General features: G+C 59.3%; 15 protein-coding genes. 5 read left to right on the top strand and 10 right to left on the bottom strand.

The window, feature by feature from the left end:
* Position 1: 1 nt before the first annotated feature.
* The 6 genes from EB809_RS08445 to EB809_RS08420 all read right to left on the bottom strand — a co-directional run bounded on the left by EB809_RS08445 (position 2) and on the right by EB809_RS08420 (position 6,371).
* Positions 2-910, bottom strand: coding sequence for a DUF4892 domain-containing protein (locus tag EB809_RS08445; RefSeq protein WP_123634381.1), 909 nt, complete (start codon positions 908-910; stop codon positions 2-4).
* Complete coding sequence (locus EB809_RS08440; RefSeq protein WP_123634380.1) at positions 907-1,821, bottom strand: alpha/beta fold hydrolase; 915 nt, start codon at positions 1,819-1,821, stop codon at positions 907-909. The genes EB809_RS08445 and EB809_RS08440 overlap by 4 nt, the downstream gene beginning before the upstream one ends.
* Positions 1,822-1,835: 14 nt before the next feature.
* A complete protein-coding gene (locus EB809_RS08435) occupies positions 1,836-2,186 on the bottom strand; it encodes a PilZ domain-containing protein (RefSeq protein ID WP_123634379.1) in 351 nt (116 codons plus the stop codon).
* 132 nt (positions 2,187-2,318) lie between these two features.
* Positions 2,319-3,332, bottom strand: coding sequence for a DNA polymerase III subunit delta' (gene holB / locus EB809_RS08430; protein WP_317848712.1), 1,014 nt, complete (start codon positions 3,330-3,332; stop codon positions 2,319-2,321).
* A 37-nt stretch (positions 3,333-3,369) separates the two neighbouring features.
* Positions 3,370-5,370 carry a DUF3488 and DUF4129 domain-containing transglutaminase family protein gene (locus tag EB809_RS08425; RefSeq protein WP_123634377.1) on the bottom strand — a complete coding sequence of 667 codons (2,001 nt, stop codon included), beginning with the start codon at positions 5,368-5,370 and terminating at the stop codon, positions 3,370-3,372.
* A complete protein-coding gene (locus EB809_RS08420) occupies positions 5,367-6,371 on the bottom strand; it encodes a DUF58 domain-containing protein (RefSeq protein ID WP_123634376.1) in 1,005 nt (334 codons plus the stop codon). The genes EB809_RS08425 and EB809_RS08420 overlap by 4 nt, the downstream gene beginning before the upstream one ends.
* 127 nt (positions 6,372-6,498) lie before the next feature.
* Between EB809_RS08420 and EB809_RS08415 the strand changes: the two genes are divergently transcribed.
* Complete coding sequence (locus tag EB809_RS08415) at positions 6,499-7,116, top strand: hypothetical protein (protein WP_123634375.1); 618 nt, start codon at positions 6,499-6,501, stop codon at positions 7,114-7,116.
* 168 nt (positions 7,117-7,284) lie between these two features.
* Here EB809_RS08415 and EB809_RS08410 read toward each other — a convergent pair whose 3' ends face one another.
* Positions 7,285-8,148, bottom strand: coding sequence for a DUF6160 family protein (locus EB809_RS08410; RefSeq protein WP_123634374.1), 864 nt, complete (start codon positions 8,146-8,148; stop codon positions 7,285-7,287).
* A 141-nt stretch (positions 8,149-8,289) separates the two neighbouring features.
* Positions 8,290-8,943, bottom strand: a complete 654-nt coding sequence (locus EB809_RS08405; RefSeq protein WP_223807880.1) for a hypothetical protein — start codon at positions 8,941-8,943, stop codon at positions 8,290-8,292.
* Between the two features lie 2 nt (positions 8,944-8,945).
* Between EB809_RS08405 and pabB the strand changes: the two genes are divergently transcribed.
* A complete protein-coding gene (gene pabB, locus EB809_RS08400) occupies positions 8,946-10,313 on the top strand; it encodes an aminodeoxychorismate synthase component I (RefSeq protein WP_123634373.1) in 1,368 nt (455 codons plus the stop codon).
* A 6-nt stretch (positions 10,314-10,319) separates the two neighbouring features.
* Here the strand turns inward: pabB and thrH are convergent, their stop codons facing one another.
* Entirely contained in the window at positions 10,320-10,928 is a 609-nt protein-coding gene (gene thrH / locus EB809_RS08395) for a bifunctional phosphoserine phosphatase/homoserine phosphotransferase ThrH (protein WP_123634482.1), read from the bottom strand.
* 227 nt (positions 10,929-11,155) lie between these two features.
* Between thrH and EB809_RS08390 the strand changes: the two genes are divergently transcribed.
* Positions 11,156-11,881, top strand: a complete 726-nt coding sequence (locus EB809_RS08390; RefSeq protein WP_123634481.1) for a phosphoadenylyl-sulfate reductase — start codon at positions 11,156-11,158, stop codon at positions 11,879-11,881.
* A gap of 83 nt (positions 11,882-11,964) precedes the next feature.
* Here EB809_RS08390 and cysB read toward each other — a convergent pair whose 3' ends face one another.
* Complete coding sequence (cysB, locus tag EB809_RS08385; RefSeq protein ID WP_123634372.1) at positions 11,965-12,939, bottom strand: HTH-type transcriptional regulator CysB; 975 nt, start codon at positions 12,937-12,939, stop codon at positions 11,965-11,967.
* 219 nt (positions 12,940-13,158) lie between these two features.
* On the opposite strand from cysB, the gene EB809_RS08380 reads away from it, so the two are divergent.
* Together EB809_RS08380 and EB809_RS08375 are read left to right on the top strand one after the other, a co-directional pair.
* Positions 13,159-13,935: a sulfite exporter TauE/SafE family protein gene (locus EB809_RS08380; RefSeq protein WP_123634371.1), complete on the top strand. Its 777-nt coding sequence runs from the start codon at positions 13,159-13,161 to the stop codon at positions 13,933-13,935.
* A 228-nt stretch (positions 13,936-14,163) separates the two neighbouring features.
* Positions 14,164-16,863, top strand: coding sequence for a LuxR C-terminal-related transcriptional regulator (locus EB809_RS08375; protein ID WP_123634370.1), 2,700 nt, complete (start codon positions 14,164-14,166; stop codon positions 16,861-16,863).
* Positions 16,864-17,238 lie beyond the last annotated feature (375 nt).

Below are 17,238 nucleotides of genomic sequence, written 5' to 3'. Positions count from 1 at the left end.
TCTATCCTCCTGCGGATGCCACATCCTTGATTACGACAATTTCGAGGCGGTTACCGGCACTGCGGGCCGACTGGATGGCGGACTGCGCCGGGCCGGCATTGATCAGCAACTGCTGCTCGCGGGGGATGCCCAGCTTCTCCAGCAGCGCCTGCATGGTATCCGCGACCTTGGCCGACCGTTCAAGCGCCTCCTTCACGGTCTCGTTCATGCCGAGTACGACGTGGCTGACAATCATGACGGTGGCACCGGGATTGCCCGCCCAACCAACGAGTTTTTCCCGGGTCTCGGCGTCCCAGTCGAAGCGGTAGGTGACGCTGCCCGACCAGGCGACTTGCAATGGGCCCAGTATACGCCCGGCATCCGGTGACAGGTTGGCCACCTCGGACTCGTCCTGGACCGCCAGCTCTTCCAGCCAGACATAATCCCGCTGGTTGCCCCGGGTAATGCTGTACAACAACACCAGTTGCAGCTGGCCGTCGTCATCACGATAGGAATAGGCCGCGTAGCTCTGGTCCTCGTCGCGCCCGTACAGCGTGGCCTGATGGAAAATCCGGTTGGCCCAGACGTTGCTGCGGCCACAATCGCGACCCCGGCAGGTAAACAGCGTTCGCCCGCTGCGCTGGGCCATCGCCTCCCGATAGAACTCTTCCACCCGCTCCAGCGACGAATCCAGGTCGATTTCCATCAAACGGCCGTGTCCGACCACATCCAGACGAAGCTGCCGATCGGCGCGGATCTCGTCATTGACTTCCCGGACCGGACTGAGCAACACGTGATGGTTCGGCGCCTTGATGGTGACGTCGCTTTCCACCGACGCCATCGGAAACACTTTGAGGGGGGCCGCGGTGGCCGCAGCCGACACCAGGACCGCCATAATGGCCGCCAGCCGGAACATCAGAGGCCGGATCATGATGTCAGGAACGTCTTGATGGCATCGATCACCGGCTCGACGTCGCCATCCAGATGGCAATGATGGGAGCCCGGCACAACGGCTTCCTGCAGTTGAGCAATCAGATCGATGCGTTTGCGCCAGCTGTCCCGGCCGCCCAGCAGGCCCTCCTGGGCGCGGACGAACAGCGCCGGCGCTTCAATGGCCTGCAGAAACCCGGCCACCTGCGCTTCGTCGAGCCGACTCAGGGAGGGATAGCGCAATCTGGAATCCGTACGCCACTGGTACCCGCCTTCAACCGACCGAAGATTGCGTGGCACGAGCAAGCCGGCCGCCTCCGCCGACAACGGACTGAGCCCGCCGGCCCGAATCCGGGCTGCATCGTCGACGCTGCCGTAGGTCATGGCCGCGCCAGAACCGCGGAGATGCTTACGGATCCCCTTGCGCAGTTGCTCAGGCCCGCTTTCCGGCGATTGGGTCAGCGGGCCCAGACTGTCGATCATGACCAGTCGATCGACCCGCTCCGGGAAGGTCGCGGCATAGAGCGAGCCCACGATACCACCAAGCGAATGGCCGATGATGATGACCGGCTCCTGAAAATGACGCTCAATCAGGCCGGCAACGTCCTTCACATAGTCCAGCAGCGGATAGGATTGCCCGGCACCGCGATGGTCCGAGTGCCCATGCCCAGCGAAATCGATGCCATAAAAGGGATGAAGCCGACTCAGCGCCGGGGCGATCCGGCTGAATGTCGCGGCGTTGTCCAGCCAGCCATGCAAGCCGAGGATCGGTGGAGAGGCCTTTCCGGTATCCGCCCGGGACCAGGTCAGCCCACGCAGAACCAGATCGTCCAACGGCCACTCGGCTTCCTGAGGCGCAAGGGTCTCGCTACTGCGAGAGGTCGACGGCTCGATGTCAACGGACGTGTTCATGCCGCTCACCGCCGTCACATGGTGTGCGTGGGTCGATCGGAACCCAGCGCGCCGGCCAGATAGGCCTCAATCTTGTTTTTGGCACTTTCGTCGTCGCCATTGAACTGGACACCGATCCCCGCAGCGCGGTTGCCTTGCGCGCCCTTGGGGGTAATCCAGACCACTTTCCCGGCAACCGGTATCTTCTCGGGCTCATCCATCAGGTTAAGCAGCAGGAACACTTCGTCACCCAGTTGATACTGCTTCTGGGTGGGAATAAACAGCCCACCATCCTTGATAAAGGGCATATACGCCGCGTAGAGCACGGCCTTGTCCTTGATGGTGAGTGTCAGAATACCGCTGCGCGCGCCAAAACCTGGACCCATAAATCACCCTTGTTGCTTGGGGCTCCGCCTGCTGACAGAGCCTGAATCCCTAAATTTACCTTAATGTTAGCAGGTGGCGAAGTGTCGGAGCACCGTCCGTGCCGCTTTTTGACGACTCCGGCCTCACCGTCGCTAACTCGCCCGTCGCCTTGGCATCAGGTCAAGCCAGTGCAGCAGCAGGCGTTCGGTTTCCAGCTCTGCATTCAGGTTGTACGTCAGACCTGCGCGCACTTCGGCAATGTGCGAGAGAATGTCGTGCGCCCGATGGGGCGGGTTCTGCTTGGCCAGATACCCCAGGATATCGGCCACTTCCGGATTCTCCGGTGTGCCTCCAACGCTGATCCGGGCCAGATCGGCCGCCCAGCGCTCCATCAGACCCAGCGTGGTCTCCAGCCCCAGTTTGACGAAGGGCTTGGCGGCGTCCTCGGGCGCCCGTTTGGATTTGAGGAACTGCCGGAAATCCTCCTGACACTGGTCAACCGCCTCGACATGCCCCTGCGCCAGGAACGTCAACGCACGTACCGGCGCGCCACTGGCCAGTCGCAACGCCCGCGCCTGTGTTTCGGCATCCGCTTGCTGGGCCTCGTCGCCAGCCACCTCCGACGCCAGCCAGGTCTCAGCCTGTTCCTGTAACGGGCCTGCCAGCAGCACCGACTGACAACGGGAACGAATCGTCGGCAACAGCGGGCGCCCGGATTGCTGGAGGAGAATCAGCGTCACGTCCCGGTTGGGCTCCTCCAGCGTCTTGAGCAGCGCGTTGGCCGCGTTGATGTTCAGCTGGTCGGCACTGTCGAGGACGATCACCTTATGGTGCGCCACCTGGGGAGAGGCCACCGCGAACTCGCCCAGCGCCCTCACCTGATCCACCTTGATGACCTTGGAATCTTCCGGCTGGTAGGTGCGGATGTCCGGATGGGTGCCGGCAGCGACCAGCTCACATTGCTTGCAGTGCCCACAAGCCTGGATTGCCTCGCCGGCGCCTTCGCAGACCAATCGTTGCGCCAGATCCCGGGCGAACACCGCTTTGCCAATGCCGTCCGGCCCCTCCAGCAGGATTGCATGGGGCAGACGTCCGCTGAGCCAGCGCTCGGCCAGCCGGGACCAGGCATCTGTCAGCCAGGGCATGGAGGTTATCGACGAGGACAAGGCATTCTCCGACCAGTTCCGCAATAAGAGATCAGCATCAGCGCCGCAACTGCCGCAACAGGAAACGCAACCGGCGCCGATCTTCGGGAGTGAATGAACCCGAGCCATAATAGTGATTGTTGACCGCCCGGGCAAAAGCCAGATGCATGCGGGCGCGTTCCGGGTCCGCTTTGGCCGCTTGTGCTGCCAGCTCAAGAGGCGTCCGGGCGGGCCGGGGCTCCATGCCCTGGCGCCTCAACAGCCGGAGCCAGTCGTTGAACAGCCGCTGCACCGGATCCGCTGATTGGCCACTGCGCTGGCGCCAGAGTGACCACGCAGCCGCCAGCAACACCGCCACGCCCACCAACCCGGCAGACAGATACCCCAGATCCCGCAGCGACAGGTTGCCCGGCAAATGGGACATCAAGTTCATCTGGGTCTGCCCCTGGTAGCCCACCACCCAGCGCTGCCACTGGTAGTTGATGGCATCCAGCTTCAGGGACATCCATTGAACCAGGGCGATATCGCCGTATTTGGCCGGTGACACCCACTCATTCTCCAGGAAGGATCCTTCATCGGCGACGGCTTCGCGCAGGCCGGACTCGATGCGCGCCGGCGAGATCGCCGCGGTAGGATCCACCCGGACCCAGCCCCGATCCGGCAGCCACGCTTCCACCCAGGCGTGGGCATCGTACTGGCGAACGATCAGATACCGGCCATCCTCGCCGGGACTGCCGCCCTGGTAGCCCATAACAATGCGCGCCGGAATGCCCGCCGCCCGCAGCAGGAAGGCCGTAGCCGACGCGTAGTGCGCACAGAAACCCCGCTTGGCCTCGAACAACAGCGTATCAATGCTGTTTTCCGGCATTTTGGGTGGTCTTAGCGTGTAGAAGTAGGCCTGATTTCGGAATCGCTGCAAGATGGCGTTTACGAAACCCCGATCCGAATCGTGCTCCTGACGTAACGATTGCGCCAATGCGCGCGCCCGAGGATTACCCTGCGGCGGCAGGTGCAGGTAGCGCTGTCGATCGAGCTGGGACAGCGCTTGCACATCGGATTCCGGGTCCGTCCGCGCCAACCGGTAGCGCACGGCCGTATCCGCCGGACGACGGAAACGGAACAGTCCATTGGCGGTCTCCTCCACGTTCCGGGAAACCGCCCGGGAATCGTCCAGCGCAAACGCCCAGCGCTGGTAGGTCGGCTCCATCAGAATGTCGTACTCATTCGGCTTGAGCGCTCCGACGCCGCCATCGGACAGCACGCGACCCGCTGGCTGACGGGCGTCCGGCTGCCACTGCTCCCACTTCCCGCCATCGAATCGGTCCAGGATCAGGGCGCGCCAATAGCGCTCCCGCGGCGGCGGCATCACCCCGCCGAAGGTCACGCGGAAAGCCCGCTCGCTACTCTGCGCCAGACTGGAGATGCTCCCGGGCTCCATCTGATCCGAGAGGCCCGTCTTCGCCTGTCCGGACACCAAAGGCACACTCCACAGGGGCGCCATGCGGGGAAAAAAGATGAATAACAGGACGACCAGCGGCAGCGTTTTCAGCAGCAAACCGCCAAGGCGCTTCCAGCCGGCCTTCAGGGCGTTCGGTGCCTGCGGCGCGTTCAGGACCTGCAAGCCGACGAGCAGAACAAAGGTGGCGGCCAGGTTAAGCACCGACCAGAACACGCCCTGCTGGAACAGGAAATTCACCGCGGCCAGATAGCAGAGAATAAAGAACAGGACGTAGAAATCCCGGGGTGTCCGGGTTTCCAGCCACTTGAGGCCGACCGCCAATACAAAGAAAGACGCCGCCGTCTCGACCGTGAATCGTCCATGAACCGTGGCCACGTAGGCCCCTATCAGGCCCAGCATGATCACCAACCGTAACCACCGGCCCGGGAGGCTGAGCCGGCCGCTTTGCCCAAGCCAGCGCCAGAGCGCCAATACCGAACAGGCGGCGATCAGCCAGGGCGGCAAACGATCCCATTGCGGAATCAGCAGCAACCCAAAACTCACCAGTAACCAGACCAGCGCCTTGGAAGGAATGGTGCTTTTTGACGACGCCTCTGTCATGCGGCGCCTCCAGCGTATTGGGCGCTGCCGGAAGCACCGGAATCCACACGGGTTGCCGGGATTTCGAAGCCAAAAGTACCCAGCGCATGCAGGCACTGCTGTCGGTGTACCGGTCCCGCATCCGGATCAATCTTTAACCCCGGCAACCGCAATCCGTAGGGCTGATGGGTATGACTGCGAGCTTCCACCAGGGCGGCCAGATAACTCAGTCGCAGCTCCCGGTCCGCGCCGGGAAAGGCGTCGAAGTCCAGCCACACCGGATTGCCCTGCTCGCCTTCCCATTCCGCAATCACCATATCCCCGGTGCGGGCATAGCGCTTCCAGAGTACCCGTTGACTCAGATCGCCCTGACGCCAGGGGCGGATATCCGCATGGTCCGGGTCGGCGGCCTTTTTTGATTGTGCCGTGTCGCCTTCGTCATCGCCCCCGGCATCGTAAGGGGGCGTTACCGGCTTCGGATAACACAGGCCCGGACTGTGCAGACGCATCCAGGACCAGGCGGTCAGCAGCCCGAATGGGAACCGGGTCTCCACACGGATATCCGGCAACAACACCGGTCCGCGCCGACGGGCGGTGGCGGTCAACTCAAATTCCACGGGGCCATCCGGCCCGACATCGATGCGGACAGGCGATGCCGGATCCGATTGCAAAAGAACGCTGAACGACTGCTGCTTAGCGCTGGCTCGCAGACGGAAAACGATCAGGCTGCCCGGATAGGCTTCGCCAGCGCTGACCAAAGCCAACTGAATGCCCGCCAGATTGCGATGGGTCTGGTGCATGGCCGCCACGAAAATGGCCCCAAGCACGAACGTCAGCAGGTAAATCAGGCTGTTCTGATAGTTGATGCCGGTCAGCAGCATGATGACCAGCAACGCGCCGAACACCACGCCGGCACCGGAGGGCAGGATAAAGATGTTGTTCTGGGTGAACGTCTGCTCGTCCGCCCGGGGAATCCGACGATTCACCCAGCGGCGCCAGCGTTGTCGTAGACTTTTTATCATTCGCTCAGAAATCCCGGCTCCGCAGCACAAACGTGGTCACATATTCACCAAAAACCGCTTGAAAACACCCGTTCCACCTCAAATACTCTACCAGAGGACGTCCTGTTTCTCCCCAGAGGAGCCCGCAATGTTAACCCGCACACTATTGGCGACCGCCGTTGCCGGCGCCGTGACGCTGCCTGCCTGGGCTGGCGTCGAGTCCATGACCTCCGACGAGATGGTGGATACGTACATCGAGGATTCCGCGATTATCGTCGTACCGCGGGCCCGGCAGAAATCCGAGGAAGAGAAACAGCGGGTGATCCGCTCGCTCACCATTTCCCCGGGCGAACCGGCCATCCTCGAATCCGATGAACAGGCCGAAGCCTACATCATGCGCAAAACCCGTGATGAGGATGAAGAAACGGCCCTGGCCAACGCCGAGCAGGAATTTATTCGCCGCACCCTGCTCTTTCCCCTGGACCAGGTGGAAAAGACACAGCCGGCACCTTACATCATTCCGTCCGTTCCGACGCTTGTTTATGGCCGCCAGGTACAGATTCCGGATGAGCCCTTCACGCAAAGCTTCCTGAACGATCAGCTCAGCCTGGGTTTCGATGGGGAGAACGTAAATTTCTCGATTGGTAACGTGCCAGGTGTGGATCAGATTCAGGTGCCGCAGTCGATTAATGAGGCGGGGATTGTGCTGACGCCGCGGGCTGGGGGTGGGTTTGATCTTTCTATTCCAGTGCCGGATGCGCAGTAGTTATTGGGCCCCGGGCTGACTAATCTCTAATCAACCATTCTTTACATTGTTTTCTGTTCACTGTCATAAGCATTCGCCTATTAGCTTCAACATAGCTTTATCGGTAGTCAAAAAAACGCCCCGGGCATGTTGACCGGGGCGTTTTTCGTACCAGAGTCTTAGGTCTGTTTAATGACCGTATACAACCATGCTGGTATTCGTCAGTTGCAGGTTATCCAACTGAATTTCACCGATATTGGTACCACCGATGAGGGTCTGGCCTACTTCGATATCTGCAACAAAGCTCGGGATGCTGATCGCCAGCGCATCAGTGCCGGCAGCGTTTGCACCCTTACCGATATTGATCTGAGCCTGAGCGAAGACACGATTGAATTCAGCAGTAGGATCAGATGCTGCAGGGTCAAAAGCCGTGCTTCCAGCGCCGGACTCGAAATAAGTAGCACCCATCAATTTCATATCACGAATGCCAACACCCAAGAAGTCGATGTCCATATCCATATCACGGATATTGAACGCCAGACCAATCTGCAAATCGTCAGTCAAAGTGTCGACGCGCATTTTCAGCTGACCAAGGTCACCCGTCATGCTGATGTTACTGGCCAGCAATGTAGAAGTATCACTTTCAGCACGTGCGCCGAGCTGGTCTGCGTCCAGCCACACTTCGTTGACCGCGACACCGTAGTCGATCGGCAAGCCACTGACACTATGGACGTCAATCACAGCGTCGCCATCAGCTTCAACGTCGATATCGATCAACAGATCATCAAGAGCGCCAGTCACTGAGCCCTGACTGACACCACTTGTCGCATCGTAAGATGCACCACCAATTTGGATACCGCTTACCGCAAAGGTACCTTCGTCTGTGTAGCGGAATTCGCCAACACTGACCTCAGTTTGAAGTTCGATACTTACACCGGCCTGACCGGTGACGTTACCCATAGCGCCGTCGTTCATGGCTTTCAGCTCTGCTTGAGCGGCGAAAGGGGCGGCAGCTACAGCTGTCGCAAGTACAAGTTTCTTCAGGCCTTTCATAGTGTTCTCCTTAACGGAAAATTGTTGTTGTTCCAATGCGGATTGTTTCGTTTTGTTTCCGCACAGTTGCCAATTTAGTTGGGATGGACTGAGTCTTCCGTGACCACATTCACAGTCTAGATAATCATATTGTCGGACATTTCAATAATTCTCAGATGACTTTTGTTGACCCGCATCGTTGCCCGCTTTTCCGTCTTCTTTTTTATACCTAAAGATTGATGGCTTTGACTCAACCACGACTGGCTCTCCAAATTTCGTATTTCCGTCAATATCCGTGTATGGGGTGATCTGGGCCAGCGTCGGCCCAAAGATATGCTCCATTTCGGCCACGAGGACGTACTTTGCATTTGAATCTTTGTTCGGGTTGTCGGCGATGTAAACTAGGCAGGTCGCACCCACGTCGCCCTTACCTACTAAAACGCGGAGGCTGCGGCGCATGACTTCCAGCGCCATAGCAGGCGGCATCTCTTCAATTTGTTTGATTCTCACTATGCGCATATTGCTAGCCTTGTCAGCGACTACCGCAAATGCCTTTACAGACTCACCGTTCTCTAGACGAGGAGCTACATTTTTTAGCGCTTTGTCATACATTGCCTCGAACTGATCCTGAATGAAGCCTTTCATTTGCTCGTCGGAAAGGTTTGCCCTCTGCTCAGTGGCATTAGCACCACTTGAGAAACTCACCAATGCCAATAAAAAGAGAACTATAGATTTTAGAAAAAAATAGCGAACGAGTTTGCTGCTGCGGGGGAAAACACAGAAGCCACTGCGATATACTCGCGGATTCTTGCTCATACATGGTCTCCACTTACGACAGGTTCAGCGTGCCATCATCCCCCAAAGCATTTACAGTTTCTGCCAAACATGCGGCACTTTGGGTGAATCACTTCTCAACCCAGGCGGGCTTCTGTCACGTTGCCCGGCCGGATGGTTCTTCCTTTATATCTGCGTGGCCAATCAGGAGCTGGGTGTTGCCCCGGGATCCGAAAGCCTGGACAGACGTTGTCGGTGAAATCCGCCAAACGGAAGCCGACTTTTCCAGCGGTAAAGAACAGGAAGCTGTTACAGACGGTTTCAGCGGCGGACTGGTTGGCGTTTTGAATTACGATGCGGGTGTTATGACCGTGCCGGGGTTTCGCGCTCGACAACGGTCCGATTCTCTGCCCGATACAGGCTGGGTGGGCTGCTACGACTGGGCGTTGAATCTCCCGGCACACACTGATGAACCGGCAACGCTGCTGATGGATCGCCAATGTTCCGCCAAGACACTTGAGCAGTTGCAACCCATTCTTGAAGGGCAATTACCTGCGAATCGGGCTGAACCCGAGTTTAAATTGAACGCGCCCTTTACCCCGCAACAAAATCCGGCAACTTACTCCAACGCGATCAAACGCATACTCGAATACATACACGCCGGCGATTGCTACCAGGTCAACTACGCGCAGCAGTTCACGGCGGCTTTTGAAGGGCAACCGTTTGCGGCCTATCAAACCTTGCTGCAGGCCATTCCCGTTCCGCACGCGGCCTATGTCGATACGGGGCGTTATCAGGTGCTCAGTATTTCGCCCGAACGCTACCTGAAGATTCGCGACGGGCAGGTTGAGAGCAAGCCCATCAAGGGAACACGCCCTCGCGGAGAGTCGGCGCAGGAAGATACCCGTCACCGGGATGAATTGGCGGCCAGCAAAAAGGACCGTGCCGAGAACCTGATGATTGTCGACCTGATCCGCAACGACCTCTCCCGCTTCTGCGCGCCCCACTCCGTTCGGGTCCCGAAGCTGTTTGAGATCGAAAGCTTCCGCAACGTCCATCAACTGGTCAGCACTGTTACCGGCGAATTGAAACCAGGCACGCTCGCCTTCGATGCCCTGCTCTCCGCGTTTCCAGGCGGTTCGATTACCGGTGCACCCAAACGCCGTGCCATGGAAATCATCGACGAACTGGAACCGAGCGCGCGCGGCCCTTACTGCGGCAGTGTGTTTTCGATCGGGAATGACGGAACGCTGGACAGCAACATTGCGATCCGCACGCTGTTGGCTGAGCCCGATGGTCGGATCAGTTGCTGGGGTGGCGGTGGGATTGTGGCTGACTCCGACCCGACGGACGAGTTTGCGGAGTCAGTTACCAAGGTCCAGCGCCTGATGCAGACGCTGGAAAATCTCTAAGCGAACTCAGTAGCGCTCGCTCAGTTCCAGGAACTTCTCGCGCAGGTCGTCGTAGTTATGGACGGCCGGGAACTGCGGGAACTCGTCGATCACGTTCTGCGGCGCGTGGAACAGGATGCCGGCTTCCGCCTGCTTCAGCATGGTGGTGTCGTTGTAGGAATCACCCGCTGCGATCACTCGGTAGTTCAGGAGCTGGAACGCCCGCACGGACTGGCGTTTGGGATCTTTCTGGCGCAGCAGGTAATCTGTGATCCGGCCTTTGTCGTCCACTTCCAGCTTGTGACACAGCAGCGTCGGATGACCCAGCTTGGCCATCAGCGGCATGGCGAATTCATAGAAGGTGTCGGAGAGGATCACCAGTTGGAAACGCTCACGTAGCCAATCGACGAACTCACGCGCGCCCGGTAGCGGATCGAGGGTGCCGATGACTTCCTGGATTTCCGGCAGGCCGTAGCCGTGCTGATCCAGCAGGCGCAGGCGCTGTTGCATGAGCACGTCGTAATCGGGAATGTCCCGGGTGGTCGCCTTCAGTTCTTCGATGCCGGTTTTTTCGGCGAAGGCGATCCAGATTTCGGGGATCAGCACCCCTTCAAGATCCAGGCAGGCAAGCTCCACAAGACACTCCTCTTTCAATTCGGTCATCAGCCCATCACGGGCTACGGTTCAAAACGGTTACTTCCGACGCACCTTCGACTCATCAACATCCGGCACCGGAGCGGGCCCTATCATATGAAAATGCGACAGGAATTGCATCGCGGATATAACCTTATGAAAGCTGGTTACTTTTGATTGACCGGCCCTGGTGGTATGTTCTTGGCACATCTACTGACACGATAACTATGATGGAATCCATAAAAGAACTGAATGAGAGACTGAGCGACCAATCACCGCGCGCTATCCTGAAGCACGCGCTGGGGAGCTACGATTCGATCGCTGTGTCCTTCAGCGGGGCTGAAGACGTGGTGCTGATTGAGCTGGCCAGCAAGCTGACCGATAACCTGAAGGTGTTCACGCTGGACACCGGCCGGCTCCATGCCGAGACCTATGCGTTTATCGAAAAGGTGCGCAAGCACTACAACATCGATATCGAGATCCTCTTCCCCGACGCGGCCGAAGTGGAGGAACTGGTTTCCAAGAAGGGCCTGTTCAGCTTCTACGAGGATGGCCACAAGGAATGCTGCGGCATTCGTAAGGTCAATCCGCTGCGCCGCAAGCTGGCTACCGTGGATGCCTGGATCACCGGACAGCGCAAGGACCAGAGCCCGGGCACGCGTAACGATGTACCGGTAGTGCAAATTGACGATGCGTTCTCCACCCCGGAAAAACAGCTGGTTAAATTCAATCCGCTGGCCAACTGGACGTCCAAGGACGTGTGGGACTACATCCGCATGACGGAAGCGCCCTACAACGAATTGCACGAGAAAGGGTTCGTCAGTATTGGTTGCCAGCCCTGCACCCGCGCGGTGCTGCCTGGCCAGCATGAACGCGAAGGTCGCTGGTGGTGGGAAGAAGCCACCCACAAGGAATGCGGTCTGCACGCGGGCAACCTGATTACCAGCGCCAAGTAATCGCAATCCTCCTTCTCTGGCGCGTTTAACGAAAGAAGGCGGGAATGTAACCCCGCCTTCTTTGTTTGAACCATTGCCAACGGCTAGTGCGTTGGTAGCTCAATCCCTTCGAACAACGCCTCCACATCCGCACGACTCGACTGGTGCGTCGCCTCGTCCACCATCTCCCGGGTCAGGTGCGGCGCGAAGCGCTCGATGAAATCGTACATGTACCCCCGCAGGAAGGTGCCCTTGCGGAAACCGATCTTGGTGATGCTGGGCGCAAACAGGTCCCGGGCGTCGAGGGCCACCAGGTCGCTGTCCGTTTTCTCATCGAAGGCCATGCTGGCGATGATGCCAACGCCCAGACCGAGCCGGACGTAGGTCTTGATCACATCCGCATCCGCCGCGGTGAAGACAACCTTCGGGGTCAACCCCCGCGTCTGGAAGGCTTCGTCCAGGCGCGAACGACCGGTAAAGCCGAACACGTAGGTCACGATCGGGTATTCCGCGACCGCTTCCAGCGTCAACGGCCGGCACTGGGTCAGCGGATGGTCCCGGGGCACGATAATGCTCCGGTTCCAGCGGTAGCACGGCATCATGATCAGATCATTGAACAGCTCCAGCGCTTCCGTGGCAATGGCAAAATCCACGGCCCCGTTGGCGGCCATTTCCGAGATCTGCATGGGCGTCCCCTGGTGCATGTGCAGGGACACTTCGGGAAAGGACTCGATAAAGCCGCGGATCACCGGCGGCAAGGCATAACGGGCCTGGGTATGCGTGGTCGCAATGCTCAGGTCGCCTTTGCGCTGGTTGCTGAACTCCTGGGCGATCTTCTTGATGCCTTCCACCCGTCGCAGGATTTCCCCGGCTTCACGGATGATGGTTTCACCGCCCGGGGTGATGCGCGTCAGGTGTTTGCCGCTGCGGGCAAAGACTTCCACGCCCAGCTCATCCTCAAGCAGACGGATCTGTTTGGAGATACCGGGCTGTGAAGTAAACAGGCTCTGGGCCGTTGCGGACACATTCAGATCATGATGCGCCACCTCCCAGATGTAGCGCAGCTGCTGTAATTTCATCGACCGTCTCGCTCCATCGTCGTTATTATTCGCATAAAAATATAAGTAATAATTCTTTTTAAGAATAGATCCAAAGGTCTACAGTTGGAAACCTCTGGCTGCAATGGATTTACCGGCGGCGACTTTTCCCATTTATTATCGCGGTTTATTCAGGCCACCAGCGCTGCCGGTTCTGCTGGTATTTCGACGGCTCACGGATTTCAGTGTAGATCAAAATTTATGGATATCGTCTTTTATATTCTTGCGGGTGCGGGTGTCGGTCTAGCCGTCGGCCTCACCGGCGTTGGTGGCGGGTCTCTGATGACGCCCCTGCTGCTGATGTTCGGTTTCCCACCCCACATCGCGATCGGCACCGATCTCATCTACGCCGCCATTACCAAGGGCACCGGCGTCTTTACCCATCACCGGCAGAAGACCATCGAATGGCCGATCGTGCGTCGGTTGCTGCTGGGTTGTGTGCCGGCTTCTCTGCTGTCGATCGTGATCCTGTCGCACTTCTTCACGAATCCGGAAGACTACCGCAACCTGCTGGTGTCCATGCTCGGGACGATGCTGATCCTGACCTCGGTGGTCCTGATTTTCCGCCCCTGGATCCTGCGCCATCGCAACATCGAAGCCGATGACAGCTTCCTGGTACGCCACCGCAACGGGCTGACGACCCTCGCAGGCGTTTTCCTGGGCGTCGCCGTGACCCTGTCGTCCGTTGGCGCTGGCGCCTTCGGTACCGCCATCCTGATGATGCTCTATCCCCGACTGACCGGTGTCCGCATCGTCGGTACGGACCTCGCCTATGCGGTACCGCTGACGTTTATTGCCGGCATGGGCCATTGGCAGTTGGGCAACATCGACTGGCAGTTGCTGGGCGCGCTGCTGATCGGCTCCATCCCGGCCATCCAGATCGGCACCCGCATTGCCCGCAAGTTGCCGAACCGGGTCCTGCAGTCCACGCTGGCCGCGATCCTGATGGCCATCGGCCTGAAATACACCTTCTTCTGAGCCCTTGCCGGAACTTGCACTCGTCCTCCGGGTCTCACCGGTCATTGAGCGCAGCGATCCGGCCCGGCAACCTCTTGACTTCCCTACGTTAGAGCCGACAATCGGTAACTCAGCCCGCCGATTGGCCGGCTCGCCGCGGACAACCGGCCGGAATGAGGTGCCTCCCCCCTCATCGAAGGCCTCAAGGACGCCCATGCTTCACCAGATAATCGGACTCGCACTTACCCGATGTTGCTGACCACCAAATTCCTGAGACCCGCCGCCGACGCCCGAGCCGTTCGCCGCGAGCGCCTGCTGCAGATCCTTCAACGGCGCCCCGGAAAACGTCTGAATCTGGTTATTGGCCCTGCCGGTTTCGGGAAAACGACGCTGGTCAATCAATGGTGTGCGGATCAGACATTACCCGTCGCCTGGTTGTCGCTGGATGAAAACGACGACGACCCACGACGCTTCTGGCAATACGTCACTGGTGCCTTGATCCATGCCGGTTTTGCGGGCCTGGAATCCTGTCCAAAGGCTTTCAACACCTACGCCAGCCATGAACTGGAAGGGGCCATTACCGGCCTGATCAACGCCCTGGTGGACGGCGCCGGCGACGGACTCAACCTGGTCATCGACGACTACCATCAGATCCAGAACGCGGACATCCACCGCCAGCTGGCCTACCTGATCGGCTATTTGCCGCCCGGGATGACCATCGTATTGGCCTCCCGCACCGAACCCGATCTGCCGATTGCCAAATGGCGCGTCCGCCAGTGGGTGGACGACATCCATCCGCAACTGCTGGCCTTTTCCGAGGACGAGTGCCGACGCTTCTTTAATGAATGCATGGCGCTGGACCTGTCCCAGTCGGAAGCCCGCCGGATCTGGAAGAAAACCGAAGGCTGGGTCGCGGCCATGCAGTTGAGCGCGCTCTCTCACCGCGACGGCGTGGGTCACGAGGGCGCAGCGGCTCCGAACCCCGTGCCCGAGACGACGCGTCAAATCAACGATTACATCCTCAGCGAAATTCTCGACCAGCAACCGGAGGACGTGGCGGCATTCTTGCTGGACACCGCCTGCTGCCTGCGGCTGACCGCGTCCCTGTGTGACACCGTCCGTGAATCGTCGGACAGTCAGGCCATGCTGGAATCGCTGAGCCAGCGCAACCTGTTCCTGATTCCCCTGGACACCCGGGATGAATGGTTCCGCTACCACGACCTGTTCCGGGAAGCCCTGTTCCAACGTCTGCAACAGACCCAGCCCGAGCGCATTCAGACCCTGCAGTCCCGGGCGGTCACCTGGTTCCTGGAGCACGACCACATCCAGGAAGCCATCGCCCAGCTGGTTCAGCTACGGGATTGGGACTGGCTCGCCAGTGTGCTCGAGCAATACGGCAACAACCTGATCCATGGCGGCTTTCACCTGCCCGTGCTGGACTGGCTCGACAAGTTGCCGGACGGCACCGTGGAGAATAGCCCTCGGCTGTCGATGCTCCAGATCTGGGGTCATTTCTTTGCCAATCGACTGGACGCCATCGAACCGCGGCTGGAGCGTCTGGAAGACCTGCTGGATCGCCGCGTCGCCGATTCGCATCCGGATGCCGAAGGCGCGCTGGCCCTACAGAGCGAAATTGCGTTGATCCGCTCCTACCTTGCCCGCACCCGCAGCGACCTCAAGAGCGCCGCCGACCTGACCCAGCAGGTGCTGCGGGATATCGACCACACCCAGATCCCTTTGAAGTCGGTCACCTATTACGGCTTAGGCCTGGATTATTTCGGTCGGGGCGATTTGCCGGCCGCTGAGGAAGCGCTGCAATCGGCCGTTTCCCACGGTCAGATCGAGCGCAAGCCGTCCACCGTGCTTTCCAGCGGTGGTCTGCTGGCCTGGATCCAGTTCAATCGCGGCCAGATCGAACAGGCGCTGGAAAGCTGCGTCAATATCCGCAAGTGGATCGATCGCCACTACACGGATCCCAAGCAGCCCAAGCTGATCTCCTGCTGGCAAAACTGTACGCTGATCGAAATCTATCGCGAACGGGGCGAGCTGGAACTGGCGGACACCCATCTGGCGCCGCTGATGAGTCACCTGGAAAACGGCACCGAGCCGGGCCAGCACGTGATCATCCAGTACGCCCGCGCCCGGCTGGCCTTTACCCGCGGTGACTACGAGCTGGCCATCAACGCACTTGATGACGCCCAGTCCGTGCTGGAACGCCGCCGAGAGCACATTGTCTTCGAGCCACCCAACCTGGCGGCGCTCAAGGCCCGCGTCCAACTGGCTCAAGGTCAGACGGAGGCGGCCCGGGCCTGGCTGGAAACCCGCCATCCCGACCGTTTCCGCAACCCCCTGAACGCCGAACAGGACAGCATTACCGCCGCTCGTGTCCTGATTGCCCTGGGCCGGTCTGACGAGGCGACGCCCATACTGACGCCCTTGCGGTTGTCGACGGAAACCGGGCAACACCATAAGCACCTGATCGAAGTGCTGACCGTCTATGCGGATGCGCTGGCCACCGAAGGCAAGGCGCAGGAAGCCCTGTCGGTGCTGTCGGAGGCCTTGAAGCGGGCCGCCCGAGAGCAGCTCTACCGGACGTTCGTCGAGGAAAGCCCGCAGGTGCATACGCTGCTGCGGCAAGTGAGTCGACAACAGGTGGACGGCACATTCCTGGATCACCTGCTCGACCTGTTACCCGTCAGTAGGCCGGTTGCGGGCACCCATGCTGCCGTATCGTCGGGATCAGCCGGGCTGATCGAACCTTTAAGTGCACGGGAAACGGAAGTGCTGGCCTTGATCAATGAAGGGTTGGCCAACAAGGACATTGCCCTGCGCATGGATGTCGCCGGCACCACCGTCAAGGCACACATCCGCAACCTCTACGGCAAGCTCCAGGTCAAAAGCCGCACGGAGGCGCTGGCACGGGCCCGGCAGCTGGAATTGCTGGACTGAGAAGGCGGCTATTTTGTGATGTACGTCACACTTTATTTGAATTTATTCGCCTCACTACGCCCTTTGGACGATCCGCTTACGCCCCTACTCCCCTTAATATGATCCCGACGGTGAGGGAAACCTCACCTCGGAATCTGAAACTTCAGGCCTTTGGATTCCATGTTCCGTGTTGCTTAAAACTCCAGGGTCATCAAGTCAGAGCCCTGTTTCTCGAAAGGCGTTATTCCGATTGGATTAACGCCTTTTTTTTGGTTCATCGCGGATTAGCGGGAAAAGAAAAGGAAGACGGCGGTAAAACGGGTTAAGTTTGCTTTCGCCAAAAACCAAACAAAAACCCATTCACCGCCGTCGTTATGAATGCTAATCCTCTTGCCT

Origin of the sequence: Marinobacter sp. R17 (genome assembly GCF_003789045.1) — a bacterium.
GTDB lineage: Bacteria > Pseudomonadota > Gammaproteobacteria > Pseudomonadales > Oleiphilaceae > Marinobacter_A > Marinobacter_A mangrovi.
This window is presented reverse-complemented; position numbering and strand designations above follow the sequence as displayed.

Excerpts from the sequence above, each read along its gene's own strand:
- EB809_RS08445 (WP_123634381.1), bottom strand. The coding sequence starts at position 910 with ATGATCCGGCCTCTGATGTTCCGGCTGGCGGCCATTATGGCGGTCCTG.
- EB809_RS08440 (WP_123634380.1), bottom strand. The coding sequence starts at position 1,821 with ATGAACACGTCCGTTGACATCGAGCCGTCGACCTCTCGCAGTAGCGAG.
- EB809_RS08435 (WP_123634379.1), bottom strand. The coding sequence starts at position 2,186 with ATGGGTCCAGGTTTTGGCGCGCGCAGCGGTATTCTGACACTCACCATC.
- EB809_RS08425 (WP_123634377.1), bottom strand. The coding sequence starts at position 5,370 with ATGACAGAGGCGTCGTCAAAAAGCACCATTCCTTCCAAGGCGCTGGTC.
- EB809_RS08420 (WP_123634376.1), bottom strand. The coding sequence starts at position 6,371 with ATGATAAAAAGTCTACGACAACGCTGGCGCCGCTGGGTGAATCGTCGG.
- EB809_RS08415 (WP_123634375.1), top strand. The coding sequence starts at position 6,499 with ATGTTAACCCGCACACTATTGGCGACCGCCGTTGCCGGCGCCGTGACG.
- EB809_RS08410 (WP_123634374.1), bottom strand. The coding sequence starts at position 8,148 with ATGAAAGGCCTGAAGAAACTTGTACTTGCGACAGCTGTAGCTGCCGCC.
- EB809_RS08405 (WP_223807880.1), bottom strand. The coding sequence starts at position 8,943 with ATGAGCAAGAATCCGCGAGTATATCGCAGTGGCTTCTGTGTTTTCCCC.
- pabB (WP_123634373.1), top strand. The coding sequence starts at position 8,946 with ATGGTCTCCACTTACGACAGGTTCAGCGTGCCATCATCCCCCAAAGCA.
- EB809_RS08390 (WP_123634481.1), top strand. The coding sequence starts at position 11,156 with ATGGAATCCATAAAAGAACTGAATGAGAGACTGAGCGACCAATCACCG.
- cysB (WP_123634372.1), bottom strand. The coding sequence starts at position 12,939 with ATGAAATTACAGCAGCTGCGCTACATCTGGGAGGTGGCGCATCATGAT.
- EB809_RS08380 (WP_123634371.1), top strand. The coding sequence starts at position 13,159 with ATGGATATCGTCTTTTATATTCTTGCGGGTGCGGGTGTCGGTCTAGCC.
- EB809_RS08375 (WP_123634370.1), top strand. The coding sequence starts at position 14,164 with ATGTTGCTGACCACCAAATTCCTGAGACCCGCCGCCGACGCCCGAGCC.